Below are 25094 nucleotides of genomic sequence, written 5' to 3'. Positions count from 1 at the left end.
ATAGTCTCGGCCAGCGCAGTGTCACAGCTGTCACCGACGCTTCCGCCCGAGGGCGCGATGCCCGCCTCTGCCAGCTGGTCTGTGTATTTGATTGACACATATTGGCTGCCCCTGTCGCTATGAGGGATAAGGCCCATGCCCTTTGCGGGGCGGCGATCATGCACCGCCTGTTCCAAAGCATCGGGGACGAAACCCGCATGAGCCGACGTGCTGACCCGCCAGCCGACGATGCGGCGGCATCGAGGACGAATGCAACATAAACAAAACCTTTCCATGTGGCGACGCAGGTGAGGTCACTGACCCACAGCCTGTTGGGTGCGGGCCCCTGAAACTGGCGGTTCACCTTGTCCAATGGACAGGGCGCTTTCTTGTCAGGGATCGTTGTCCGGTGTGGCTTACCGCGGATAGCGCCTTGAATGCCCATGCCCTTCATCAGCCGCGCCACTGTGCATCGCGCGATATCGAAGCCCTCGCGGCCCAGCTGTCGCCAGATCCTGCGCCCCCCACAGCCCCGCCAGTTCTCCTCGAATACGCGACGGATCTCCGGGCGCAGAGCCGCGTCCCGACGCGCCCGATCCGACAGTCGTGCCGCATTCGTCCGTTTTGCCAAATGATTGTCATAGGTGGGCGGGGCAATCGGCAGCACACTGCAGATCGGCCGTCGCCATGGTCACCCGGACCAATGGCGTGATCATGGCTCCGCCCCGTGGCTGCCACGACAGGCATCAATAAAATCCACCGTGACTTCGACCAGCGGTCGGGCTCCGCCATCGCAAAATACGCGTTCGCCAGTGGGCTTAAACCAGTGGCGCCTGCACTGGCTCACCCTTGCGCAAGATCTCGTTCGCCTGGCGCAGCTCGCGGTTCTCGCGCTCCAGGGCCTTCATCTTCCCGGCCATCCCGCCTGGTATGCCGCGCGCCTGCCGCGGTCGGCCCCGGCCTTTCTGACCCACTCGCTCAGCGTGTTGGCCGAACAGCCGATCCTGGTCGCGATCGGGACGATAGCCTGCCAAGGCGACCCATGCTGCGCCTCGTTGTCTTGCTCATGATGCTCTGTCCTGCTCAGAAGTTGGAGCCTCCGGAAAACTCGGGGCGGTTCAGTCAGAGGCGGCCGATGAAAAAAGACATGCGGTCTTACGATGAACCGCTACACCGCGCTCGGCATACCCGTCACGGAAGCTGTGGGATAAGTCCGCCCGGGGAAAGGGGAACCCCGGCGTTCAGACGATTTGTGCAACAGAGCCCATGCGGCGGGATTGATACTGAAATGTTGAACGGTCAAAGCCGATGGCCTGACGGATTGAAACGGCCCAATCGCTGCACAGACCGCGAACCAAGTCGCGCATGCGACCAGGCTTCATAGCTTTCGCCGGGTCTTGCGGCCTGCAAACGATCCCCCGGATCGTTTGTTATACGCTCGAACTACGACAAATCTCTGCTACCGGTGTGTCCTCATCGCCCTCTTTAATGATGAACGCTGTCTGGTTCTACGGGCTTAGGCCGGCCCTACTGGGGCCACGGTCCCTGTGAACTCCGTGACACTTGAAGCCTTCATCGCGATTTCGCTCCTCTCCCGGCCAGGAAAGCGTAGTCGAAAACTCTAACGTTAAACGGTCCAGTTTGCCGGATTCAGATCATTCAGGCGCGCCGCCAGAGAAACGCATAATTTGCAGCGAGCCCCTGGACTTTCGCCAGCGCCCTCAGCAGGGCGGATCGCGGCAATACCCGCCCGTCGCGCAGCCGCTCGACCACCACTTCGGGCGGGCAGGGGCGGCGGGAAATCGGATCAAAATAGCGCGGATAGCCAATCAGCGCGGCCCAGGCCAGATCTTCGATCTGCAACCCCGCCCGACGGCGTTCCGGAACCGGCGCCAGATCGCGGGTCAGGCCCCAGCCCGCATAAAAGGGCGTGCCCAGACAGGTCACCGGCAGCCCGCGCAGCAAGGCCTCAAAGCCGGTACCGGAGGTCATGGTCCAGACCTCATCGGCGAGGGCGAGCGCGCTGTTGGCATCACTTTCGTCAAGACAGGCATCCGCAAGCCCTGCCAGATCCCTGGCCGCAACTGCCCCGGGTCGCAGCCCGGCAACCACATCGGGATGGGCCTTCCAAAGGATCACCGCTCCGGGGTTTTCGGCGCGCACGCGGCGCAAAAGCCCCAGATTGCTTCGGATGTCCCCGCCGCCAAAGCGCAGGCTCGCGTCATCTTCCACCTGACCCGGCACCAGGATGCGGTGACCCTGCGGCACCTGCGGCACCACGCCGGAAAGGTTGTATTTCGTCACCCCCCCCTCGCGCAGCGCCCGGATCAGCCGCGACGCCCTGAGCCGCTGACCCGGGCGCAAAGGCTGTTGCAAAAGCGTCTCCAGATCGCTCGGCCGCCCCGGATCAAAAGAGATGCCGCGCCCGTCGGCGACCAGCGACAGCGGCGGCACCAGATCGGCACCCAGCCCGCGCGAGCGTATCAGGCCATCCTCAACCCGCCTGAGCCGCAGCCCATCCGGCAGTGCCGCGCGATCGCCTGCCGCGGCCCAGACCAGCAGATCGCGCCCGCGCTTTGTTGCGATCTTGACCGCATCTTCAGCGGTCGCCGCGAAAATCACCGGCTTTTCGCGGCCGAAAAAGCTTTGCAGCGCACCGCGCTTCCAGAGCCGCATTCCCACCGCCACATGGCCGCGCCGGTCCTCGCGGCAGGCGCGAACCTCAGCTTCGAGTTGATCGAGCGCCGCCTCAAAACTGCAAAGCCGGTCACGGCAGGGATCATACCAGACCGGAGCCAGCAGCATCGCGCCTGCAAAAATCTGCGCGCGCGTCAGCCTGCGGTGCCTGCGCGGCAGCGGTCCGCCCTGATCCTGCGAGAGGCCCCATCCGGCGTAAAATGGCCGCCCCAGCACAATCGGCTGATGCCCGGCAAGGATCGCCTCAAAGCCCAGTTGCGAGGAAATCGTATAGACCGCAATCGCCCCTTCCAGCAGAGCCCGCGGGCCGACCGGATCGCTGAGGAGCATCTCACCGGGCTGAAGATCCTCGCGCCCGTAGTGGCCGCGCCGCAACCCCTGCACCGTCTCGGGATGGCTGCGGATGACAATCCGCGCGCCCGGATGGTCGTCGCGCGCCCGAAAAAGCATCTCTTTGAAAAGACCCTCGGTCGCCCCCGAGAGGCGCAGCGAGGCGTCATCGCGGGTCTGGTCGATCACCAGCACATAGCCCGGCGGCGGCGGTGCCAGATCGGGATCATGGAGGTTGTATTTCGACAGATCCGCCGCGCTCAGCCGCGCCATCCCCTCGCGGGCGCGATCAAGAAGGGCGGTGTCATCGAGAGGGGCCGTGGCCAGCAGATGTTCCAGATCCGAGGGGGCATTGGGGTCAAAATGAACCCCGCCGCGCCGGTCGATCAAAAGCCCGAGCGGCCCGTCCCCGCGCCGTTTTGCCCGCCCCGGGGCAATCGAGCGCAGAAAGGCGTCCTCCACCCGGATCAGCGGCAGATGATGGCGTTCGGCGAAGGTCTCTGCTTTTGGTGCAAGCGGGCTGTGCCCCCAGGCGGCCACCAGATCGCCCGCCTCCGGCCTGTTCAGAGACCCCGGCAGGATCGGTCGCGGTGTAAACCCCGACAGGCTCAGCACCCGCCGCACCCGCCCCGGCAGCCAGAGGCCCGGCGCAGCGCACCAGGTTCGTGTCGTTCCAGTCGGGATCTGCGCCGGGCTCATAGATGCAGAGTGACGGGAGCGCGGGGGAAAGTCCATCTCCGCAAGGTGGGGCAGAGGCGGCGGCCCGGGCAACGCCGAAGGCTGGCCTGGGATGTGCCATGTCGCAGCGCCTTTGATCTGCGATCACGCTGTGTGGTCAACGGGGGATGTCGTCTCGTCATCAGGCCTGCGTCGGTCGCTGGTGCCTCCGGAGGGCATCGGTAAAATACCTGTCGAACACGTCCGTCGCCAGGCACCGGACGTCTGACGGATTCCGCTCATCGTAGGACCACAACTGGGGACGGGGATTTTCCCCCCTTTCCAGCGGCCCGCGACAGACGCTGCGGGCGCGCTTTTCTCACGCGGTTCTACAAAGCGTCGCTCTCCTGAAGGGCGGACGGGCTTAGCCCGGGGCCAACGGATTCCGCGGGTTCGGCTCATCGCAGGACTACGGCTGGGGATGGGGATTTCCCCTCCGGTCCAGCGGTCCGCGACAGACGCTGCGGGCGCGCTTTTGTCATGCTGCTCTACAAAGCGTCGCTCTCCTGAAGGGCGTAGGGGCTTAACGAACCGGGGTGCGCTGAGATCGGCGTGGAGAGTGCCAATGCAGCTCAGGCTTTTGCCGAATTGAGACGGCTTATACCGCCCGTGCCCGCGTCATTCAGGCCGCAGGCGATATCCTCCAACAGCTCCTGAGGAGATCCCCTGTCTGCTCTCCCGAATGACGTGCCTGTCCGCTGGCCGGAGAAAGGCGATGCTTGGTATGCCTTAGGCCTGCATCGCGGGCGTGAGGCTCGGTTGCGCCCCACCTATGCCGCCCGCCTGGGGTCTTAAATGGGACGAGGCTCTGCCGGGGGCGGGAGGGCAGGGCGCGACGCAGGCCTGCCCTGTGACGCAGAGGGCTCACGTGATTTCAGCCATCCTCCTCCTCGGGTTCGACCAGTTGCAATTCGCCTGCGGCATCGAGGCGGCGGATCGCTTCGATCAGTTCGCTCTGGGCGAGTTCGGCCTCTTTTTCGCGGATGCGGCCGCGGGCCTCGATTTCTTCGCGCAGCCCCTGCGCGAGGCGGGGGCTCATATTCTCAAGAAGCCAGTTCGCCACCGGCGCGAGGGTGCCGCTGAGCGCCCCGCCGAGTGCGGTGATCAGGACCGGCTGCTCGACCACACGGGTGATCTTTGGCACATCGCGGGCGAGGATGCGGGACGGGATATGGGCAAAGGTAAAGATCGCGCGGCGCACTTTGTCGGCGAAATCGGCGTCCTGGGTGCTGAGATCTTCCAGCAGATCATCGCGCAGCGCGGCGGTGGTGACATTCAGGATCGCGCCCACCCGCTCAACAGGGCCATGGTCGAAGGCCCGCGGCGGCTGGGCGTCGAGTTGAGAGACCAGGGCCGCGCCGATGCGGCGCACCGTTTCAGGGTCAATATTGCCGGTCAGGGAGACGGCATGCGTGACACGTCTCGCCCGCTCTCCGGGCAGGCGGGTCAGCAGATCCGCCGCACGTGAAACCGGCAGTTTTGAGAGCACCACGGCCGCCACCTCGACCGATTCGCCGTTGAGGATGGGCAGAAGCTTCTCCGGCGACAGCGGGATCAGCCGCTCCCAGGGGTCAATGCGGCCGGAATTGCCCGCAAGGCGGCGCAGACGCGAGGCGGCAGAGCTGCTGATATGGCCATCGAGAAGCGCAATCGCATTCTCAATCCCGCCCGGAAAGGCAAGGCCGACGGATTCGAGTTTATGAAGAAATTCTCCGACTACGGCGGCCAGGGTGCTGCGGTCGACCAGCCGCATACTGGCCATCTGCTCGGTCAGCGCGGCCTGCATGTGATCGGGCAGCGCCGAGAGCTTGATCGGCGCGCCCTCGGCCAGCAGCAGGCGCACGATGATCGCAGCCTTCTCCCGGCTGCTCAAAGCCTCCCCCGCGGACGGGGGCGGCGGCGTCAGGCGCGTGACGGTTGCGCGGTTCAGACCCTGTGCCATGCTCACCCCCTCAGTCTCTCTGTGGTGAGATTAGGGGGTGAGGCTTAATGCGGGGTTAGCAGCAGCTGCCCGAGGGGGTTTTGTCGTAAAGGCTGCCGGTGCGGGTTTTGAGGTAATCCCCGAGCGGGATGTCTTCCTGACGCAGGAAGCCTTTGGCCGGCAGGCTGCCCGCGCGCACCATCTCAATCACCGCGACGACCGAGGCCGAAGTGGTCCAGGCGATGGCAGTGCGGGCGCGGCCATTGACCTCAATGGGATAATAGGCGCGGACAAACTCTTTGCGCTTCAGCTGGCCGTCGATATGGCCTTCGGCGGCGGCATGGACATAGACCACGTCTTCATCGACCGGAGGCTTGGCATTGGTCAGAATGCGGCCGGCCTCGGCACGGTTTTCGCGCATCAAAAGCTCATGGAAGAAGAAATTCATCAGCTTTACATGGCCGGGGAAGCGCATGGTCTTATAGTCAAGGTTGTCGATCTTGCCGAGATAGGTCTCGCACATGGTGCCAAGGCCGCCGGAGGTGGTGAAAGCCTCAAGCTGCAGACCGTCGATATGGATGGTCTCGACCCATTCCATTGCCGAGACCAGTTTGCGCTGACCGTCTTCAATCACTTCGCAGTCGTTGAGGTATTCATTCACCACGCCCTCGGGCGACCAGTTGAAGGCATAGCCGAGCGTGCCGGTGGGATGCTGCGGCAGAGCGCCCACGCGCAGGCGCAGCGAGCGGACCTTGTCGAAATGGCTCGCGAGATCCGCGCCGACGATGCCGATGAAGCCGGGGGCAAGACCGCATTGCGGCGCCATCAGACCCTTCGAGGTCTCGGCCAGTTTGCGGATGTGATTGGTGGTGGGCACGTCCTCGGTGAGATCGAAGTAATGCAGCCCCATCTCATGCGCGAGGGTCGAGGCGCCGATATTGAGGTGATAGGGCAGGCAGGAGAGCACGGCCTGCTGCCCCTCAAGCCCCTGGCGCAGGGCGTCGATATCGCTCACGTCGAGGGTTTTGACCTCAAAGGGCGCATCTTTCAGCCCGCGGGCGTCGATGCCGGTCACGGTAAACCCGGCATCTTTCAGAAGTTCGGCGGCCAGATGGCCGACCTTGCCCAGACCCAAAACTGCAACCCGTTCAAAAGACATGACTTATCCCTGTCGTTGGGGCCGATCCCGGCCCGTCGTTTCAACCTGAGGATGGCATGGCGTCCTGACGATGTGTCTCGTCAGTTCGGCGGTTTGCGGGAAATGTTCCGGCAGAATGTGGTGTCTTATCTGGCATATTGTGGTTCCGGTGGTGGGCGGGGAAAGGTGAGTATTTGAGAAAAGCCAAAGGGGCGCGGCGCGCGGGTTGTGGGGGAGTGGAGCGGGGTGTCAGGAAAAATACTCCGGGAGCGGGCGGGTGTGATTGCGGGGATCACCGGGGTCGGAGTTTTCGGGCCGGGTCTTCAGGTGCAGGAGGCGCAGGTCAGCGGCTGTGTGAGCGGATTTTATGAGAAGGCTGTGCTGGTGAAGGGCAGGGTGGGTTTCAGCGAGGTCATGAGGTGGGGCAAGGTTGCGGTGGTGTGGTGAGGTTTCCTCCCAGGCTTCATTTGCCTTGGTGAGCCGTTTCCACCGATCAGACGTCTGTCTGTCGAGAGCGACCCGCGACATCTCCCGCAGAGCCGGAGCGAAGATAAGGCAGGACAGCGAAGCCTTTTCAGATCTGTAACGCTTCGCAGGCTGGTTTCGGAGTGTTTCGGGTTCAGTCATTTCCGGTCTGAGCTTTGCCCGCCCGGTGATGAGAAAGGCCTGAAGGGGGAGGAGATGTGCCGCTTTGCTCTGAGCATCAGCAGAGCCCTGTGCAGTGGGGCGCTGGCAGAGGCTGTTGACGCCGGTGACCATGCACGCCCGGCGTCGTAAAGCCGCGTCATATGCTGGAGCGCGTTCAGGTTGCCCAGATGCCAACTCCCTCGCTGACAGGCTTAGGGTGACTGAGAACGCCCGGGTGCAAAGAAAAACGCCTGTTGCGCTGGGTGTTGCTGCCCGGGACGGTGTGCGTTTTCGGGTGCAAATCGGCGAATGAAATGAGGGGGGCGGCGCCTTATTTTTATATCAGGAGATGCTGTCACCTGCTGGCAGGAGCGTGTCTGTGGGGCAGCTTATAAGGCGGGGGGTGTTCTGAGGCTGGCTGAAGAGGGCGAAGGGGGCCAAAAGAAAAGACCGGCCGCGCTGGGCGGGCCGGTCCGGGGGGGGGCAGGGCAGGTTGCTCAGTAGAAGGCTTGCAGTCCGGTGATGGCGCGGCCGAGGATCAGGGCGTGGACGTCATGGGTGCCCTCATAGGTGTTCACCGTTTCAAGGTTCACCATATGGCGGATCACGTGGAAGTCCTGGCTGATGCCGTTGCCGCCGTGCATGTCGCGCGACCAGCGGGCGATCTCAAGCGCTTTGCCGCAGTTGTTGCGTTTGACGATGGAGACCATCTCGGGGGCGGCATTGGCCTCATCCATCAGGCGGCCGACCTGCAGTGAAGCCTGAAGGCCCAGCGAGATTTCGGTCATCATATTGGCGAGCTTCAGCTGGAAGAGCTGGGTCTGTGCGAGGGGGCGGTTGAACTGTTTGCGGTCAAGGCCGTATTGGCGGGCGGCATGATAGCAGAACTCGGCCGCGCCCAGCGCGCCCCAGGAGATGCCATAGCGCGCGCGGTTGAGGCAGCCGAAGGGACCTTTCAGGCCTTCGACATGGGGAAGGAGCGCGTCTTCGCCGATCTCGACATTCTCCATCACGATCTCACCGGTGATCGAGGCGCGCAGGGAGAGTTTGTCTTTCACCTTCGGCGCTGAGAGGCCCTTCATGCCTTTGTCGAGGATAAAGCCACGGATCTTGCCGCCATGGGCCTCTGATTTTGCCCAGACCACGAAGACATCCGCGATCGGCGCATTGGAGATCCACATCTTGGTGCCATTGAGCACATAGCCGGCATCGGTCTTTTTCGCGACGGTCTTCATACCGGCAGGATCGGAGCCTGCATCCGGCTCAGTCAGACCAAAGCAGCCGATAAACTCACCCGAGGCGAGTTTCGGGAGATATTTCTTCCGCTGCTCTTCCGAGCCATAGGCATAGATCGGATACATCACGAGCGAGCTTTGCACCGACATCATCGAGCGATAGCCCGAATCCACCCGCTCGACCTCACGCGAGGCAAGACCATAGGCGACGTAGGAGGCACCAAGACCGCCGTATTCTTCCGGAACGGTGACGCCCAGAAGGCCCATCTCACCCATTTCGCGGAAGATCTCGGGGTCGGTCACCTCATTGGCGAAGGCCTCTTTGACGCGGGGCTGCAGCTTGCTTTGCGCGTAGTTATGCGCGGCATCCCGCAGGGCGCGTTCATCCTCGGTCAGCTGGGCGTCAAGGCGGAAGGGGTCTTCCCAGTTAAAGCGCGCCAGATCGGGGGCGTCTTTGGCTTTCAGTTTCGGGCGATCGGTCATCTCTGGCCTCCACATGCGCTGGGTATTGCAGAGGGTATAGGGCTGGTGTGGCGGATCGCCTAACGCTATCTGTATTTAAGATTATGCAGTAAAGGCATAGGTGATATGGCGCGCGCCCGCAGGTTTATCCCCTCTCTCTCGCAGCTTAGCGCCTTTGAAGCGGTGCTCAGGACCGGCTCTACGGCGGGGGCCTCGCGGGATATGGATCTGTCGCAGGGGGCTGTGTCGCGGCTGGTGCAGAACCTGGAGACGCAGCTGGGGCAAAGGCTTTTTCTGAGAGAGAGGCAGCGTCTGGTGCCCACGGCGGCGGCGAAGGCCTATGGGCGCGATGTGACGCGGGCGCTGGATCTGATTGCGCGCGCCTCGATGGAGCTGAGTGCCAATCCCGAAGGGGGGGTGCTGTCGCTGGCGGTGCTGCCGGCGTTTTCGACGCATTGGCTGGCGCCGCGGATGGGCGGGTTTCTGAGCGCGCATCCCGATGTGACGGTGAACCTTGCAACGCGGATGAAGAAGTTCAACTTCGCCGCAGAGGGTTTTGACGCGGCTGTGCATTTCGGAGAGGCCGACTGGCGCGGCGCCGGGCATCTGCCGCTTTTTCCGGAGGTGCTGGTGCCCTGTGCGGCCCCTGCGCTGCTGGCGCGGCATCCGGTGGCGCGCGCCGAGGATCTGCTGTCGCTGCCGCTTTTGCAGATTGAGACCCGGCCCGGGGCCTGGGGAGACTGGCTCGGCGCGCTGGGGGTGGCGGGTGCGCTGCCGGGGGGGATGCTCTTTGATCAGTTCGCGGCCATGGCGCAGGCGGCGGTGCATGGGCTGGGGGCGGCGCTTTTGCCGGAGTTCCATGTCGCCGAAGAGCTGGCCTCGGGGCGGCTGGTGGAGCTGCCGGGCGGGCGGCTGACGGGGCCGGGGCAGTATTTCCTGGTCTGGCCGGAGGCGCGGGCGGATTATCCGCCGCTGGCAGCCTTTCGCGACTGGCTGGCGGGGGCGGTTGCCGCAGCCTGAGAGGGCCAGGGCTCTCGGGCTTCTGGCCGACGGCTGGCCCCTCAGCGGTGCGGATGGTGTCACGCGGTTGCGGCAGAGCCACCAGGGGGCCTTGCCGTGGCGGGCAGGCTTGACAGGGCGGGGGCATCCGGGCAGGGATCGGCCAGCACCGGTTTCCGGCGGGCCTGCCTGTCGGGATGAAAAGGGAATGTGGCGGAGATCTCTCCGGTCAATCCACAGCTGCCCCCGCAACTGTAAGCGGCGAGTGACGGTCTGAAATGCCACTGGGGGAGCTCCCCGGGAAGGCGGACCCGAACAGCGACCCGCGAGCCAGGAGACCTGCCGGCTGTGTCACCTGTCCGCCATGCGAGGGGCATGGGCGGCGACGGAGGATCCGTCGGGGTGATGGATCACCGCCGGCGGGGTCTCTCGCGATGCCACCGGCCATTCGTCAACCAGTCTGAGGGTCCGCGTGGCGCTCAGGTCGGCACAGGGTTCGGGTTATGAAACGTGAGGGCTTTTTCCTTCTCGCCGCTCTGCTGGCAGGCACGGCCGCCGCAGAGGATGTCTATCTCAGCGAGATCACCCTCACCGCAGCGCGCACCCCGCGTGAGGTTTCGCGCAGTGGTGTCTCCGTCTCGGTCATCACCGGCGAGGAGCTGGCGCGGGCGGGGGATATTCAGCTGGTGGATTATCTCGCGCGGCTGCCGGGCCTCAGCGCCAGCCAGAGCGGGCCGGAGGGCACCCATGCCGCCCTGCGCATCCGTGGCGCCGATCCGCGCCATATCGCGGTCTTTGTCGATGGGGTGAAGGTCAATGACCCTTCGGGCATCGGCGGTGAGTTTGACTTCGGCGCGCTGAGCACCGCCGATATCGGCCGGGTAGAGGTGCTGCGCGGTGCGCAGGGCGCGCTCTGGGGCTCGCAGGCCATGGGGGGCGTGATCCATATCACCACCCGCGGCGCAGAGGCCGAGGGCCACCGCCAGACCCTTGCGGCTGAGGCGGGCTCGCGCGGCACCCGCGCGCTGCGCTATTCCAGCGCCTGGCGTGAGGGAGAGATGGAGACGGTGTTTCACCTCTCGCACCGGCGCAGCGCGGGCTTTTCCGCCATGGACACGCTGCCCCGCAGCCCGGGGGCCGAAGCCGATGGCTTTGAGACCAACCGGCTGTCGTTCTCGACGCGCTATGCGGTCTCAGAGAGCCTGCGGCTCGGGGCTTCGGGGTTCGTGCAGAAGATGCGCTTTGCGCATGACAATGATTCCACGGTGGGCATGAATGCCCCCGACCGCTCGCTGCGGCGCGAGCATGGCGCGAGCCTGTTTGCAGAGCTTGAGGCCGGGCAGACCGCGCATCGCTTTGAGCTTGGGGCCTATGACATCGACCGCAAGCTCTCTCAGTCGGGCAGCAATTTCGCCACGCGGCGCAGCTTCAACTGGCAGGCGGTGAGCCCCCTGCACGAGGGCTTAAGCCTTGTCTACGGGCTGGAGGCGGGTCGCGAGACCGCCGGTTTTGGCGGGGTTGCGGCCTCGGATGAGACCCGCAGTCAGGCGCTTTGGGGCCAGGCGCTCTGGTCGCCGATTGCGGGCCTTGATCTGACGGCAGGGCTGCGGCGCGACGCGCATTCGCGCTATGGCGGCCATACCACGGGGCGGCTGGCCTTTGCCTTTGCCGCTTCAGATGCGCTGACGCTGCGCGGTGTGGTGGCGAGCGGCTTTCTTTCGCCTTCGCTGTATCAGCTTTACGGCGATGAATGGGTGCTGCCCAATCCTGGCCTGACGCCCGAGACGAGCCGCTCTTATGAGCTGGGGTTTGATCTGCGCCGCGCGGGGGGCAGCCTCGGGCTGACGCTCTTCCGGCTCGACAGTGACAATGCGATCATCTGGGATGTGAACGCCCCCTTTGATCCGGCGATCACCGGGCCGCAGGCGGGCTATCTGAATGCGCCGGGCCGCAGCCGCCGCGAGGGGCTGGAGCTTTCGGCCGCCCTGGCGCTTTCGCAAAGCTCAGAGCTGCAGATGGCCTATAGCTATACCGAGGCCCGCGACCCGCAGGGCGCGCGCCCTGGCCGGGTGCCGCGTCACACGCTCTCGCTGGGGCTGACGGCCGCGCTTACCCCGGCGCTTTCCGTGAACGCCGATCTGCGCGCGGTGGCGGGGCGTCCGGAAGACAGCGGCCAGCGGATGGGCAGCTATGCGCTGGCCTCGGCCGGGCTGGGCTATGCGCTGACGGATGAGACGCGGCTGAGCCTGCGGGTCGAAAACCTGTTTGACCGGCAGTATCAGACCGTGGCGGGCTATGGCACGCCGGGGCGCGGGATCTATCTGGGTCTGAGCACCCGGTTCTGAGGGGGAGGGGGGATCATGCGGCACATCCGTTTTCTGCGCGCCCTTGCCCTGGTGCTGGCGCTTTGGCCTGCGGCCTCTGAGGCGGCGCCGCAGCGCGTGGTCTCGGTCAATCTGTGCACGGATCAGCTGGCCATGCTGCTGGCGGCGCCGGGGCAGCTGGTCTCGGTCTCCTGGCTGGCGGCGGATCCGCGCTCTTCGGTGATGCCGGAAGCGGCGCGGGGCTATCAGCTGAACCGCGGCGGCGCAGAGGAGGTCTTCGCGCTGCGCCCGGATCTGGTGCTGGCCTCAAGCTGGACGCGGCGCGAGACGGTGTCGCTGCTGCGCCGCCTCGGGGTTGAGGTGGTGGAGCTGGCCCCTGCGCAGCGCCTTGAAGAGATCGCCCCGGCGATCCGCGAACTGGCGGCCCTTCTGGGCCGCACCTCTGAGGGCGAGGTCATGGCCAATGCCTTCACCCGCAATCTCGCCGCTCTGCGCGGGCCTGAGACCGGGCGCAGCGCCGCGGTCTGGGAGGCGGGGGGCTATACCTCCGGCTCGGGCACGCTGAGCGATGAGGTGCTGCGGGCGGCGGGGCTGCGCAATCTGGCCGCGCGGGCCGGGATCGCGGGCGGCGGCTATCTGCCGCTGGAGCGTCTGGTGATGGAGCGCCCGGATCTGATCCTCTCCTCAGCGCCCTGGCCCGGAGCCTCGCGGGCAGAAGATCTGCTGGTCCATCCGGCCCTTGCGGCGCTGCGGCGCGACACGGCAGGCTTTAAGATGCGGGACGCCGACTGGGTCTGCGGGCTGCCGCAGATCCTTCATGCTATTGGTGATCTGAAAGAGGCGATGCCGCAATGAAGCTGACGCTTTCCCTGGCGGCCCTGGTGGCGCTGCTTTTTGTCGCCTCTCTTTTGATCGGGCCTGCGGCCTTCGGGCCCCTTGAGGCGCTTTCGGCGCTTTTGCGCGGGGAGGGCGAGGCCACGGTGCTGGTCATGCGCGAAATCCGCCTGCCGCGCGCGATCCTTGGGCTGCTGACCGGGGCCTCGCTGGGGCTGGCGGGGGCGGCCATGCAGGGCTGGCTGCGCAACCCCCTTGCGGAGCCGGGGTTGATCGGCGTCTCGCCCATGGCCTCTCTCGGGGCGGTTCTGGCGCTGCAAAGCGGGCTGGTGGCGGCTTTTGCGCCCGCGCTGCCGCTGGCGGCGCTGGCGGGGGCGGCGCTGGCGGTGGTGCTTTTGTTTGTGCTGTCAGGCCCGCGCGGCGGCACGCTGACGGTGATCCTTGCGGGGGTGGCGCTTTCGGCGCTGGCGGGGGCGCTGATGTCGCTGGTGCTGAACCTCTCGCCCAATCCCTTTGCGGCCTCTGAGATCATTTTCTGGCTCATGGGCTCGCTGGCGGACCGCTCGATGGAGCATGTCTGGCTGGCGGCCCCGGTGATGGCGGCAGGCGCGCTGGCGCTGGCGGGGGCCGGGCGGGGGCTTGATGCGCTGAGCCTTGGCGAAGATGTCGCCCGCAGTCTCGGCATCTCGCCTGAGGGGCTGCGGCGGCGGGTGGTCTTTGGCGTGGCGGCGCTGGCGGGGGCGGCGACCTCAGTGGCGGGGGGGATCGGCTTTGTGGGCCTGGTGGTGCCGCATCTTCTGCGCCGCGCCACGGGGGGGCGGCCCTCGGCGCTGCTGCTGCCCTCGGCGCTTGGCGGGGCGGCGGTGATCCTGGCGGCGGATCTGGCCACCCGGCTGATCCTGCCCGAGCGCGATCTGAAGCTCGGCGTTCTGACCGCGCTGATCGGCGCGCCCTTTTTCATCCATATGATCCTCAGCCTGAGAAAGGCCACGCAATGACCGCGCTTGAGGTGGAGGCTCTGTCGCTGACCCGTCAGGGCGAGCGGGTGCTGAGTGACATCAGCTTCACCCTGCGTCCGGGGGAATTTCTGGGGCTTCTGGGGCCAAATGGCGCGGGCAAAACCACGCTTTTGCGCGCGCTCCAGGGGCTTTTGCCGCATGAGGGACGTTCCTCGCTGGCGCAGATCTCCGCTGAGGCGCGGGCCCGCAGGGCCGCTTTTCTGCCCCAGGCCCGGGATCTGGCCTGGCCCATGGCGGTGCGCGATCTGGTGGCCCTTGGCCGTCTGCCCTGGACGGGGGCCGCGCGCTCTGACGATCACCGCGCCGTGGCCGCAGCCCTCACCCGGATGGAGCTGGAGGCGCTGGCCGACCGCCCGGCGGACCGGCTGTCGGGGGGCGAGCTCGCCCGCGCGCTGATCGCAAGGCTGCTGGCCCAGGAGACGCCGCTGCTGCTGGCCGATGAGCCGGGCGCGGGTCTTGATCCGGCGCGGCAGATCTCCACCATGCAGGTCTTTGCCGATCTCGCGCGCGAGGGGCGGGCCGTGGTGGCCTCGGTCCATGATCTGGGGCTGGCGGCGCGGTTCTGCACCCGGGTTCTGGTGCTGCAGGAGGGGCGTCTGGTGGCCGACGGTCCCCCCGCAGAGGTGCTGAGCGACAGCCTGCTCGATCAGGTCTTTGGCCTGCGCGTCTGGCGCGGGGAGGCGGGCGGGCTGCCGCTGCTGGCGCCCATCGCGCTGACCTGAGGGAGCTTTGGGCGCAGCCTGTGTGGGCGCGCGTGGGGGAGGGTTCACCTGCGCGTTGCCTGTCGCAGCCGCCGCTCCGCGACGCTGCGATAGTCCCCCGGACCACGTGGCGCTGAATTAAGCATAAGACCCAAAGCCCTGTTTCGTGCAAAGTCCGCACCCCACCCCGGGAGCATCGGAGCGCCGGATCAGGGTCCCCCGCAGCGCCAGGCCTCAGCGCGCGGAGCGGCGGTTTGCGGGCAGGCGGGGCTTCTGCTATCAGGCATTTTCGCGCCCGCCCAAAGGAGAAGATTATGACCCCCGGTGCCCGTACTGCCGCCGCCATTGCGGTTCTCGACCGTATCCTCGCGGGGGAGCCTGCTGAAAAAGCACTGGTGAACTGGGCGAGAAACAGCCGTTTTGCCGGATCCGGCGACCGCTCGGCCGTGCGCGATCACGTCTTTGACGCGCTGCGCCGCATCCGCTCGGCCTCGGCGCTTGGTGGCGGGCGCTGGCCGGAGGCCACCTCGGGCCGTGCGCTGATGCTGGGTCTGATCCGGGCGCAGGGCGGCGATGAGGCGGCGCTTTTCAACGGGCAGGGCCATGCCCCCGCTCCGGTCACCGATGCAGAGACCGCGCGCGCCCCTGAGGGGCTTGAGGCGCTGGACTGCGCGGACTGGATTGCCCCGCAACTCCGGGAGGCGCTTGGGGCGGGTTTTGACGAAGTGATGGGCATCATGCAGTCGCGCGCCGCGGTTTTTCTGCGGGTGAACCTGCGTCTGTCAGACCTTGAAGGCGCGCGCCGCATTCTGGCGGCCGAAGAGATTGAGACCCGGCCGCATCCGCTGGCCGCAACCGCGCTTGAAGTGATTTCCGGCGCGAAAAAGATCGCCCGTTCAGAGGCCTATCTGAACGGTGTGGTAGAGCTGCAGGATGTGGCCTCCCAGGCGGTGGTTGCGGCGCTTGATCTGGCAGACGGGCAAAGAGTGCTCGATTTCTGCGCCGGGGGAGGGGGCAAATCGCTGGCGATGGCGGCGCTGGCAAATCTGCAGATCGACGCGCATGACATTTCCTTCGCGCGGATGAGCGATCTTCCTGCCCGGGCCGAGCGCGCGCGGGCTGAGATCACTCTGGTCGAAACGGCGGCTCTCTCGGGCGATTACGATCTGGTTCTGGCCGATGCGCCCTGTTCCGGTTCGGGCGCATGGCGCCGCCAGCCCGAGGCGCGCTGGCGTCTGGATGCGGCGGGCCTTGCGCGGCTTACGGCGCTGCAGGCCGAAGTGCTGGCCTCCGCAGCTGCGCATGTGGCCCCGGGTGGACGGCTGGCCTATGCGACCTGCTCGCTGCTGGAAGCTGAGAACGGCGCGCAGATTGCGGCTTTCCTCGCGGCGAACCCCGGGTATCGCCTGCTGCACGAGCTGCGCCTGACGCCTGCCGAGGGCGGCGACGGCTTCTATATGGCGCTTTTGCAGCGCGCCTGACCCCGGTCGCGGAGATCATCGCAAAGCCGGAACAGCGTCTTTGATCCGGGCTTTGCGGTCCGGCCTCCGGCCTGGGGGGCCTGAGGGCTGTGGCGGTTCCTCCGCGTCACGCGCCCGTCAGCCGCAATGCGGACTGAGTTAAGCACATATTAACCAGCGGCTGAGATGCTGACGGCAGTTCTGAAAGGAGTTGCCGTGCGATCTTCTGCCCCGCCCCCGGTGCTGCCGCCTGCGGCGCCGCACCATGGCCTGCGCTGGTCCCTGCTGTGTGCGGCGGGCCTTTTGGTGCTGGGGCTTCTGGCGGGGGCGATGCAACTGCCGCTCTCGTGGCTGGCGGCGGCGGTGGGTGCGGGGCTTTTGCTCAGCGGGCTGGTGGCGGGGGTCTCTGCGCTGCTGCGCAGCCTTAGCCGGGGGGTGCTGTTGCGGCGCATCAGCGCGGTCTATGAGTTTGACAGCGCTGCCGCTTTTCTGACCGACACGGGCGGCGAGGTGATCTGGCTGAATGCCGCCGCCCGAAGCCGCTATCCCTTTACCGACACCCCGCAGCTCAGCGCGGCGCTGACCGATTATGCGGCGCATCCTTCTGCGGTGATCCGGCGCCTGTCGGCGCGGGCGCTGGCGGAGGGGGTGACGGGCGAGGATGTGGTGACCCGCGCCGGAGTGCTGCGCCTGCAGGTCATCCGCTGTCGCCGCTCAGCGCTTCTGTGGCGGTTTGATCTTTTTCTTGAGCGCAGCAGTCTTGCCCGCGGCTCTGAGGGGATCAGCCTGCCGATGCTGATGGCCGGGCGCAGCGGGGCGGTGCTTTATGCCAATAAAGCGCTGCGTGATCTGACGGGCGGACGGCCCCGCACGCTCGAAGAGCTGATCCCTGGCCCATCGGTCGGCAGCGGCGGGATTATCGCGCTGAATGCCATCTCCGGGCCGGTGCAGGCGGTGATGATAGAGGTCGATGGCGCGGCTGAGCGGCGTGAGATCTATTTTCTGCCGCTCAGCAGCCTTCCGGCCATCGCTTCGCTGCAGGGCCTCGAAGATCTGCCGCTGGCGCTGCTGCGGCTGGGCTCTGACGGGACCATTCTGGCCTCAAATACCGAGGCGCAGCAGATGCTGCGGCTGACGCCGGGCGAAGAGATCAATGCCTCGGCGCTTCTGGACGGGCCGGGTCGGCCTTTGCGCGACTGGATCGCCGATGTGGCCGCCCACCGTGCGCCCGCCCGAACAGAGACGCTGCGCCTGTTGCGCGCCAGCAGCCCCGACAGCTTTGTGCGCCTGACCCTGCGGCCCTGGGGGGAGGCTGCGCGCAATGGTCTGCTGGCGCTTCTGGTCGATGCAACCGAGATACGCTCGCTGCAGGCGCAGTTCACCCAAAGCCAGAAAATGCAGCTGGTTGGCCAGCTTGCGGGCGGCGTCGCGCATGATTTCAACAATCTGCTGACGGCGATTTCGGGCCATTGTGACTTGTTGCTGCTCAATCATGATGCGCTCGATCCGGAATATGCGGATCTGTCGCAGATCCGGCAGAATGCCAATCGCGCCGCGGGGCTGGTCAGCCAGCTTCTGGCCTTTTCGCGCAAGCAGACCCTTCATGCGGAATATCTTTATCTGCAGGATGTTGTGCGGGATATGACGCAGCTTCTGTCGCGCCTGGTGGGAGAAAAAATCCGCCTTGATGTGAGCCATGAGCATGGTCCCACCCTGATCCGCGCCGATCGTCGCCAGCTTGAGCAGGTTTTGATGAACCTCGTGGTCAATGCCCGCGACGCCATGCGGGCAGAGGGCGAAATCCGCATCCGCAGTGCGCGGGCTGACTTTGAGTTTGCGCGCCCCATGGGCGAGGTCAGCCTTCCGGCGGGGGCCTATGCGGTGCTGACCGTTTCAGACGAGGGCCCGGGTATCTCACCGCAGGCGCTGGAGAAAATCTTTGAGCCTTTCTTCACCACCAAACCCGCAGGAGAGGGCACCGGCCTTGGCCTGTCGACCGCCTACGGCATCGTCAAACAGTCAGGCGGTTTCATTTTCGTGCAGAACGCAGCCTCTGGTGGCGCAGAGTTCAGCGTCTATCTGCCGATCCATGACCGGGAAACGATCGACATTCCGGTGACGCCGCAGATCCGTCCGCAGGCCAGCCTGCCACTGGTGCGCGAAGGGGTGATCCTTCTGGTGGAAGATGAGGCCCCGGTCCGGGCCTTTGCAGCGCGGGCGCTGCGGCTGCGCGGCTATACGGTGATGGAGGCGGAGGATGGCCAGGACGCCCTTGAGCTGCTGAGCGATCCTGCGCTGGATGTGCGGCTGTTCATCAGCGATGTCATCATGCAGGGGCTGGAAGGTCCCGCCTGGGTCCGCATTGCCCGCGAGCAGCGCCCCGAGGTGCCGGTGATCTTTATCTCGGGCTATGCGGCGGAGACCTTCTTTGATGTGCTCGCCGATATGCCCAGGGTGAATTTCCTCGCCAAACCCTTCTCCCTGGCCGATCTGAACGTCGCGGTGGGTGCGGCGCTGTCGGATCAGGAAGACAGGCTTTCATAAAGCGCGAAATCCGCAGCCATATGGCTGCGCAGCAGAGCGCGCGCCTCAGGTGAAAGCGTGACCTCGGCGGGGGGAGAGACGTTCAGTTTTGGAAGATCGAGGCGACAGTTCAGCCGCGCTTCCAGAAAGGCCACATAGCGCGGCATGTCTTCATAGCGAAAGATCTGATCGACCCGCGGTTTTCCCGGCGGCGCAAGAAACCGTGCCTGAGAGCCCACACGGGCGAATTCGGGCTGCGGATCGCTGCACCAGCCGCGGACGAAGGCATCAAAGCTGAGGCCCTTGGTGGAATTCGGCCCGCCCTCCAGATCCTCGCGCAGCCGAAAGCGGTACCAGCTTGCCAGCCAGTCAACCGGCTCGCGCATCAGAGCGACCGTGGTGAACTCCTCGCCGGAGGCGGCGCGCAGATAGGGCGCAATGAAGCGGTGATAGCGCTGTGAGGTGGTATGTTTCACCACCGGAGGCCGCTGCATCGAGATCGTTGCCCGCGCCTCAAGGGCGGCCGCAAGCGCCGTGGTGCCGGTTTTCGGCGTGGCAAGGCAGACCAGTTTCTGGTCCCAGAAAATCAGCATGATGGCTCCCTCAGTGATCGCCGCACAACCGGATACACAGGGAAAGCGGAGAGATTGCGGCCCCTGCGTGTCCGCCCTGCGGCAGTAAGGCTTCATTAAGCAATTATTGGCAACATCCGGCCCGGGGCATCTTGAATGTTCTTGTTACGCCCCCAATTTCATGCGAACAAAAGTGAAACAAACGGGTGATTGCCGTGTTGGGGCGCCTGTGGGATAAGGGGAAGTATGATGGCGGGCGCAGCCCTTCTGGACTTCGGCGGGAAACGGGACATGGACAAGAGCAAGGCACTGGAAAGCGCACTGGCGCAGATTGAGCGACAGTTCGGCAAGGGCTCGATCATGAAGCTTGGGACCAATAATCCTGTGGCGCAGATCGAGGCGACGTCGACGGGTTCGCTGGGCCTTGATATCGCGCTTGGGATTGGCGGTCTGCCGAAGGGCCGTATCATTGAGATTTACGGGCCGGAAAGCTCGGGTAAGACCACTCTGACGCTGCATGTGGCGGCGGAAGAGCAGAAAAAAGGCGGCGTGGTTGCCTTTGTTGACGCCGAACATGCGCTCGATCCGGGCTATGCCAAAAAGCTGGGCGTCGATCTGAATGAACTCCTGATCTCGCAGCCCGACACCGGTGAGCAGGCGCTTGAAATCGTCGACACCCTGGTGCGCTCGGGCGCGGTGAGCCTGGTGATCGTGGACTCGGTGGCGGCGCTGACCCCGAAGTCGGAGATTGAGGGTGATATGGGCGATATGCAGATGGGCAGCCAGGCCCGTCTGATGAGCCAGGCAATGCGCAAACTGACCGGCTCGATCGGTAAGTCGAACTGCATGGTGATCTTTATCAACCAGATCCGTATGAAAATCGGCGTGATGTTCGGCAACCCCGAGACCACGACGGGCGGCAATGCGCTGAAGTTCTACGCCTCTGTTCGTCTGGATATCCGCCGCACCGGTGCGATCAAGGACCGCGATGAAGTCGTCGGCAACTCGACCCGCGTGAAAGTGGTGAAGAACAAGGTGGCGCCGCCTTTCCGGGAGGTTGAATTCGACATCATGTATGGCGAAGGCATCTCGAAAACCGGGGAACTGCTGGATCTGGGTGTCAAAGCGGGCGTGATTGAGAAATCCGGCTCCTGGTACAGCTATGGCGATGAGCGTATTGGCCAGGGTCGTGAGAACGCAAAGAACTTCCTGCGCTCGAACCCCTCGGTTGCTGCCGATGTTGAGGGGAAGATCCGCTCGGCCAATGGTCTCGATTTCTCGGTGCCGCCGACGGAAGAAGACCTCACGGAATAAGCCTGAAAACGGTTGCGGGGGTTGTCACAGTGGACAGCCCCCGCAGCCAGCGTTAAACGGGGGGCAAGTACTTGCCAGGAGGCCCCGCCCAAATGCCCTCGCTGAACGATATCCGTTCCACCTTTCTTGATTTCTTCGCGCGTAACGGGCACCAGGTTGTGCCGTCCTCACCGCTGGTTCCGCGCAATGACCCGACGCTGATGTTCACCAACTCCGGTATGGTGCAGTTTAAGAACTGCTTCACCGGTGTTGAGAAACGCGACTATGTGCGGGCCACCTCGGCGCAGAAATGTGTGCGCGCGGGCGGCAAACACAATGACCTCGACAACGTCGGCTATACCGCGCGTCACCACACCTTCTTTGAAATGCTGGGGAACTTCTCCTTTGGCGATTACTTCAAAGAGGGCGCGATCAATTTCGCCTGGGAACTGCTGACCAAAGACTTCGATATCCCGAAGGATAAGCTGCTGGTCACGGTCTATCACACCGATGACGAAGCGGCGAAGATCTGGAAAAAGGTCGCTGGCCTGTCGGATGACCGCATCATCCGCATCGCGACCAAGGATAACTTCTGGCAGATGGGGCCGACCGGTCCCTGCGGCCCCTGCACCGAGATCTTCTTTGACCACGGCGAGCATATCCCCGGCGGCCCTCCGGGCAGCCCGGATGAAGACGGCGACCGGTTCATCGAGATCTGGAACAACGTCTTCATGCAAAATGAGCAGTTTGAAGACGGCTCGATGATTGATCTGGAGATGCAGTCGATCGACACCGGCATGGGGCTGGAGCGGATCGGCGCGCTGCTGCAGGGCAAGCACGACAACTACGACACTGACCTCATGCGCGCGCTGATTGAGGCTTCGGCCAATGTCACCAATGGCGATGTCGATCAGGGCAATGTGCACCACCGCGTGATCGCGGACCACCTGCGCTCGACCTCTTTCCTGCTGGCCGATGGCGTCATGCCCTCGAACGAAGGCCGTGGTTATGTGCTGCGCCGTATCATGCGCCGCGCCATGCGCCACGCCCATATCCTCGGGGCGAAAGACCCGGTGATGTATAAGCTGGTGCCGGCGCTGGTGCGCGAAATGGGCGGTGCTTATCCCGAGCTGGGCCGCGCCCAGGCGCTGATCGAGGAATCGCTGAAGCTGGAGGAAACCCGCTTCAAACAGACCCTTGATCGCGGTCTGAAGTTGCTGGACGCAGAGCTTGAGGGTCTGGACGAGGGCGCACCGCTGCCTGGCGCCACCGCCTTTAAACTCTACGACACGTTTGGCTTCCCGCTCGATCTGACGGAAGACGCTCTGCGCGAAAAGGGCCGTGCGGTGGAAACCGCAGGCTTTGATTCGGCCATGGCCGAGCAGAAAGCCAAAGCCCGCGCCGCCTGGTCGGGCACCGGTGAGGCCAAGGACGCCGCCATCTGGTTCGAGCTGGCTGAGAAAAACGGCACCACCGAATTCCTCGGCTATGACACCGAGACCGCTGAGGCGCAGATCACCGCCCTGGTCAGCGAGGGTGCGGAAGTGACCTCGGCTGACGGCAAGGTCCAGATCATCGTCAACCAGACCCCTTTCTATGGGGAATCGGGCGGTCAGGTCGGTGACACCGGTGAGATCCGTTCGGCGACGGGTGTGGCCCGCATCACCGAGACCAAAAAATCGGCCGGCGTCTTCATCCATGTTGCCGAAGTCACCGAGGGCCGTCTTGAGCGCGGGCAGGGCGTCACCCTGACCGTCGGTCACGCCCGCCGTTCGGCCATTCGCGCCAACCATTCGGCCACCCACCTGCTGCACGAAGCCCTGCGCCTCGCGCTTGGCGATCACGTCGCGCAGAAGGGCTCGCTGAACGCCGAAGACCGCCTGCGCTTTGACTTCAGCCATGCCAAGGCCCTGAGCGCAGAGGAACTCTCCGCCGTTGAGGCCGAGGTGAACGCCTATATCCGCCAAAACACCCCGGTTGAGACCCGTATCATGACGCCGGACGACGCGCGCGCCATCGGGGCTCAGGCGCTCTTTGGTGAGAAATACGGCGACGAGGTCCGCGTGGTCTCGATGGGCCGCAAAGAGGGCTCGGGCAAGGGCGCGGATGCTGCGACCTACAGCCTTGAGCTCTGCGGCGGCACCCATGTCACCCGCACCGGCGATATCGGCGCTTTCGTGGCTCTGGGCGATTCGGCCTCTTCGGCCGGCGTGCGCCGCTTTGAGGCGCTGACCGGTCAGGCCGCCCTCGACTATCTGCGCGAGCAGGCAGCCCGTCTGACGGAAGCCGCTGCCGTTCTGAAAGCCCCGGCAGCAGAGCTGGCTGAGCGTGTCAAAGCTCTCTCGGATGAGCGCCGGGCGCTGCAGAACGAAGTGGCGCAGCTGCGCCGCGAACTCGCCATGGGCGGCGGCTCGGGCAATGGCCCGGAAGCCAAAGAGATCAATGGCGTGAAGTTCCTCGCTCAGACCCTCTCGGGTGTTTCGGGCAAAGACCTTCCGGCGCTGATCGATGAAGCCAAGACCCGCCTCGGCTCGGGCGCGGTGCTGCTGATCGCGGATGCGGGCGGCAAAGCGGCTGTGGCTGCAGGTGTGACCGCCGATCTGACAGAACGTCTTTCGGCTGTGACGCTGGTGAAGGCAGCGGCTGAGGCGCTTGGTGGCAAAGGCGGCGGTGGCCGTCCGGATATGGCGCAGGCCGGTGGGGCCAGTGCTGACAACGCCGAAGCTGCGATTGCCGCAGCCGAGGCCATTCTCGCAAAGGTGTAACATGCCGGCAGCCCTCTGGATTGCACATGTCGAAGTGACCGATACGGAAGCTTACTCGAAGTATGCCGCCCTCGCGGGTCCTGCGATTGCGCTTCACGGGGGCAAATTCCTGGCCCGGGCTGGTCGCTATCACCAGCTCGAAGGCCGGGATCGGCCGCGCAATGTGGTGGCGCAGTTCCCCTCGCTCGATGCGGCGGTGGCCTGCTACCATTCACCCGAATATCAGGAAGCACTCAATCATGCCCGGGGCGCCTCAGAGCGCGATCTGGTCGTGGTTGAACTTGCAGAGTGAAACCCATGAAAGCATTCATTTTTCCGGGGCAGGGCGCCCAAAGCATCGGCATGGGCAAAGCCCTGGCTGAGGCTTATCCCGCCGCGAAAGCCGTCTTCGACGAGGTCGATGAGGCGCTCGGGCAAAAGCTCTCCGCGCTGATCTGGGAGGGCGAGCAGGAGGTCCTGACGCTCACCGCCAATGCCCAGCCCGCGCTGATGGCCACCTCTCTGGCCGCCCTGCGTGCCATGGAAACAGAAGGCGTCAGCATCACCGATGCGGCCTTCGTCGCAGGCCACAGCCTTGGCGAATATTCGGCGCTGGCCGCCGCCGGGGCGCTCAGCCTCTCCGACACCGCCCGCCTGCTGCGCCTGCGCGGTGAGGCCATGCAGGCTGCCGTCCCGGTCGGCGTCGGCGCCATGGCCGCCCTTCTCGGCGCTGACTTCGCCCTTGCCACCGAGATCGCCTCTGAGGCCGCTCAGGGCGAAGTGGCCCAGGCCGCCAATGACAACGATCCCTCGCAGGTGGTGATATCCGGCCATAAAGCCGCGATCGAACGCGCGGTGGAGATCGCAAAAGCAAAGGGCGTCAAACGCGCGATGCTGCTGCCGGTCTCGGCGCCTTTCCACTGCGCGCTGATGCAGCCCGCCGCCGATAAAATGGCCGAGGCCCTTGCAGGCGTCACCATCAAGGCCCCGAAAGTGCCGCTGGTCGCCAACGTCCGCGCCGAGGCCGTGACCGACCCCGACCTGATCCGCCAGCTCCTGATCGAGCAGGTGACCGGCTCGGTGCGCTGGCGCGAATCCGTCCTCTGGATGGCCGCTCAGGGCGTCACCGAATTCTGGGAAATCGGCGCCGGCAAGGCACTCTCCGGCATGGTCAAACGCATCTCAAAAGAGAGCGCACAGCGCAATTTCGGCACTCCGGACGATCTCGCCACCCTGCGCGGCTGATCGCTCCCACATCCGGCAGAAACCACCGGCAGGGCCGCCCCCTGCCGGTGGTTTCATTTTTACCCCGCGCATGTGCTGCGACAGAAAAAACTGCAGGTGCTTGGAAAATGGTCGCTTTTTCCTCTTGTGGCTCTCACCTCCTGAAGCTAGAAAGCGCCCATCGGCTAGGTAGCTCAGTTGGTTAGAGCACATGACTCATAATCATGGGGTCGGGGGTTCGAGTCCCCCCCTCGCCACCACATCTTCTTCGGGGCAACCTGAATAACCAAAAGAT

General features: G+C 65.1%; 17 protein-coding genes, 1 tRNA gene, 2 pseudogenes, 1 riboswitch and 1 other annotated feature. Of the genes and pseudogenes, 13 read left to right on the top strand and 7 right to left on the bottom strand.

From position 1 onward, the window contains the following. The 5 genes and pseudogenes from EG244_RS21000 to EG244_RS14455 all read right to left on the bottom strand — a co-directional run. A pseudogene (locus EG244_RS21000) lies at nucleotides 1-1066 on the bottom strand (IS3 family transposase); the annotation flags it as partial. Beyond that, nucleotides 629-784: a sequence feature (AL1L pseudoknot), on the bottom strand. (Overlaps the previous pseudogene by 156 nt.) 181 nt (nucleotides 1067-1247) lie before the next feature. Then, nucleotides 1248-1367 (bottom strand): annotated as a pseudogene (locus tag EG244_RS21495) (IS3 family transposase); the annotation flags it as partial. A 271-nt stretch (nucleotides 1368-1638) separates the two neighbouring features. Continuing rightward, nucleotides 1639-3741, bottom strand: coding sequence for a capsular polysaccharide biosynthesis protein (locus EG244_RS14465; protein ID WP_233589022.1), 2103 nt, complete (start codon nucleotides 3739-3741; stop codon nucleotides 1639-1641). An 856-nt stretch (nucleotides 3742-4597) separates the two neighbouring features. Further along, on the bottom strand, nucleotides 4598-5665 hold the full coding sequence (locus EG244_RS14460; protein WP_124965700.1) for a flagellar motor switch protein FliG: 1068 nt from the start codon (nucleotides 5663-5665) through the stop codon (nucleotides 4598-4600). Nucleotides 5666-5720: 55 nt separating this feature from the next. Next, on the bottom strand, nucleotides 5721-6803 hold the full coding sequence (locus EG244_RS14455) for a saccharopine dehydrogenase family protein (protein WP_124965699.1): 1083 nt from the start codon (nucleotides 6801-6803) through the stop codon (nucleotides 5721-5723). A gap of 225 nt (nucleotides 6804-7028) precedes the next feature. On the opposite strand from EG244_RS14455, the gene EG244_RS14450 reads away from it, so the two are divergent. After that, complete coding sequence (locus EG244_RS14450) at nucleotides 7029-7229, top strand: hypothetical protein (protein WP_124965698.1); 201 nt, start codon at nucleotides 7029-7031, stop codon at nucleotides 7227-7229. Nucleotides 7230-7906: 677 nt separating this feature from the next. On the opposite strand, the gene EG244_RS14445 is transcribed toward EG244_RS14450, so the two are convergent. Next, nucleotides 7907-9127, bottom strand: coding sequence for an acyl-CoA dehydrogenase (locus EG244_RS14445; RefSeq protein WP_124965697.1), 1221 nt, complete (start codon nucleotides 9125-9127; stop codon nucleotides 7907-7909). A gap of 105 nt (nucleotides 9128-9232) precedes the next feature. Here EG244_RS14445 and EG244_RS14440 point away from each other — a divergent pair, with 105 nt between their 5' ends. From EG244_RS14440 to EG244_RS14410, 7 genes are all read left to right on the top strand, one after another. Beyond that, nucleotides 9233-10126: a LysR substrate-binding domain-containing protein gene (locus tag EG244_RS14440; RefSeq protein ID WP_124965696.1), complete on the top strand. Its 894-nt coding sequence runs from the start codon at nucleotides 9233-9235 to the stop codon at nucleotides 10124-10126. A 132-nt stretch (nucleotides 10127-10258) separates the two neighbouring features. Next, a riboswitch (cobalamin riboswitch) is annotated at nucleotides 10259-10466 on the top strand. Nucleotides 10467-10608: 142 nt separating this feature from the next. Then, a complete protein-coding gene (locus EG244_RS14435; protein WP_124965695.1) occupies nucleotides 10609-12450 on the top strand; it encodes a TonB-dependent receptor plug domain-containing protein in 1842 nt (613 codons plus the stop codon). 15 nt (nucleotides 12451-12465) lie between these two features. After that, nucleotides 12466-13284: an ABC transporter substrate-binding protein gene (locus EG244_RS14430; RefSeq protein ID WP_233589021.1), complete on the top strand. Its 819-nt coding sequence runs from the start codon at nucleotides 12466-12468 to the stop codon at nucleotides 13282-13284. Then, nucleotides 13281-14261: a FecCD family ABC transporter permease gene (locus EG244_RS14425; RefSeq protein ID WP_124965694.1), complete on the top strand. Its 981-nt coding sequence runs from the start codon at nucleotides 13281-13283 to the stop codon at nucleotides 14259-14261. Before EG244_RS14430 ends, EG244_RS14425 begins: the two co-directional genes overlap by 4 nt. Beyond that, on the top strand, nucleotides 14258-15004 hold the full coding sequence (locus EG244_RS14420) for an ABC transporter ATP-binding protein (protein WP_124965693.1): 747 nt from the start codon (nucleotides 14258-14260) through the stop codon (nucleotides 15002-15004). Before EG244_RS14425 ends, EG244_RS14420 begins: the two co-directional genes overlap by 4 nt. Nucleotides 15005-15297: 293 nt before the next feature. Further along, on the top strand, nucleotides 15298-16464 hold the full coding sequence (locus tag EG244_RS14415) for an RsmB/NOP family class I SAM-dependent RNA methyltransferase (protein WP_124965692.1): 1167 nt from the start codon (nucleotides 15298-15300) through the stop codon (nucleotides 16462-16464). 195 nt (nucleotides 16465-16659) lie between these two features. Beyond that, nucleotides 16660-18987, top strand: coding sequence for an ATP-binding protein (locus EG244_RS14410; protein ID WP_158617317.1), 2328 nt, complete (start codon nucleotides 16660-16662; stop codon nucleotides 18985-18987). Here EG244_RS14410 and EG244_RS14405 read toward each other — a convergent pair. Next, nucleotides 18966-19559 (bottom strand): hypothetical protein, encoded by a 594-nt coding sequence (locus EG244_RS14405; protein ID WP_124965690.1) that lies wholly within the window; start codon nucleotides 19557-19559, stop codon nucleotides 18966-18968. The genes EG244_RS14410 and EG244_RS14405 overlap by 22 nt on opposite strands. Before the next feature lie 228 nt (nucleotides 19560-19787). Between EG244_RS14405 and recA the strand changes: the two genes are divergently transcribed. The 5 genes from recA to EG244_RS14380 all read left to right on the top strand — a co-directional run bounded on the left by recA (nucleotide 19788) and on the right by EG244_RS14380 (nucleotide 25059). Beyond that, nucleotides 19788-20852 carry a recombinase RecA gene (recA, locus tag EG244_RS14400; protein ID WP_124965689.1) on the top strand — a complete coding sequence of 355 codons (1065 nt, stop codon included), beginning with the start codon at nucleotides 19788-19790 and terminating at the stop codon, nucleotides 20850-20852. Nucleotides 20853-20944: 92 nt separating this feature from the next. Further along, nucleotides 20945-23596, top strand: a complete 2652-nt coding sequence (alaS, locus tag EG244_RS14395; RefSeq protein WP_124965688.1) for an alanine--tRNA ligase — start codon at nucleotides 20945-20947, stop codon at nucleotides 23594-23596. A 1-nt stretch (nucleotide 23597) separates the two neighbouring features. Then, on the top strand, nucleotides 23598-23888 hold the full coding sequence (locus EG244_RS14390) for a DUF1330 domain-containing protein (RefSeq protein ID WP_124965687.1): 291 nt from the start codon (nucleotides 23598-23600) through the stop codon (nucleotides 23886-23888). 5 nt (nucleotides 23889-23893) lie between these two features. Next, nucleotides 23894-24820, top strand: a complete 927-nt coding sequence (gene fabD / locus EG244_RS14385; RefSeq protein WP_124965686.1) for an ACP S-malonyltransferase — start codon at nucleotides 23894-23896, stop codon at nucleotides 24818-24820. A gap of 162 nt (nucleotides 24821-24982) precedes the next feature. Continuing rightward, nucleotides 24983-25059: transfer RNA gene (locus tag EG244_RS14380), tRNA-Met, on the top strand. The last annotated feature ends 35 nt before the right edge of the window (nucleotides 25060-25094 follow it).

Origin of the sequence: Falsigemmobacter faecalis (genome assembly GCF_003863335.1) — a bacterium.
GTDB lineage: Bacteria > Pseudomonadota > Alphaproteobacteria > Rhodobacterales > Rhodobacteraceae > Wagnerdoeblera > Wagnerdoeblera faecalis.
Note: the sequence above shows the minus strand (reverse complement) of the source record. Positions and strands in the feature narration are given on the sequence as shown.

Excerpts from the sequence above, each read along its gene's own strand:
- EG244_RS14465 (WP_233589022.1), bottom strand. The coding sequence starts at position 3,741 with ATGGACTTTCCCCCGCGCTCCCGTCACTCTGCATCTATGAGCCCGGCG.
- EG244_RS14460 (WP_124965700.1), bottom strand. The coding sequence starts at position 5,665 with ATGGCACAGGGTCTGAACCGCGCAACCGTCACGCGCCTGACGCCGCCG.
- EG244_RS14455 (WP_124965699.1), bottom strand. The coding sequence starts at position 6,803 with ATGTCTTTTGAACGGGTTGCAGTTTTGGGTCTGGGCAAGGTCGGCCAT.
- EG244_RS14445 (WP_124965697.1), bottom strand. The coding sequence starts at position 9,127 with ATGACCGATCGCCCGAAACTGAAAGCCAAAGACGCCCCCGATCTGGCG.
- EG244_RS14440 (WP_124965696.1), top strand. The coding sequence starts at position 9,233 with ATGGCGCGCGCCCGCAGGTTTATCCCCTCTCTCTCGCAGCTTAGCGCC.
- EG244_RS14435 (WP_124965695.1), top strand. The coding sequence starts at position 10,609 with ATGAAACGTGAGGGCTTTTTCCTTCTCGCCGCTCTGCTGGCAGGCACG.
- EG244_RS14430 (WP_233589021.1), top strand. The coding sequence starts at position 12,466 with ATGCGGCACATCCGTTTTCTGCGCGCCCTTGCCCTGGTGCTGGCGCTT.
- EG244_RS14425 (WP_124965694.1), top strand. The coding sequence starts at position 13,281 with ATGAAGCTGACGCTTTCCCTGGCGGCCCTGGTGGCGCTGCTTTTTGTC.
- EG244_RS14420 (WP_124965693.1), top strand. The coding sequence starts at position 14,258 with ATGACCGCGCTTGAGGTGGAGGCTCTGTCGCTGACCCGTCAGGGCGAG.
- EG244_RS14415 (WP_124965692.1), top strand. The coding sequence starts at position 15,298 with ATGACCCCCGGTGCCCGTACTGCCGCCGCCATTGCGGTTCTCGACCGT.
- EG244_RS14405 (WP_124965690.1), bottom strand. The coding sequence starts at position 19,559 with ATGCTGATTTTCTGGGACCAGAAACTGGTCTGCCTTGCCACGCCGAAA.
- recA (WP_124965689.1), top strand. The coding sequence starts at position 19,788 with ATGGCGGGCGCAGCCCTTCTGGACTTCGGCGGGAAACGGGACATGGAC.
- alaS (WP_124965688.1), top strand. The coding sequence starts at position 20,945 with ATGCCCTCGCTGAACGATATCCGTTCCACCTTTCTTGATTTCTTCGCG.
- EG244_RS14390 (WP_124965687.1), top strand. The coding sequence starts at position 23,598 with ATGCCGGCAGCCCTCTGGATTGCACATGTCGAAGTGACCGATACGGAA.
- fabD (WP_124965686.1), top strand. The coding sequence starts at position 23,894 with ATGAAAGCATTCATTTTTCCGGGGCAGGGCGCCCAAAGCATCGGCATG.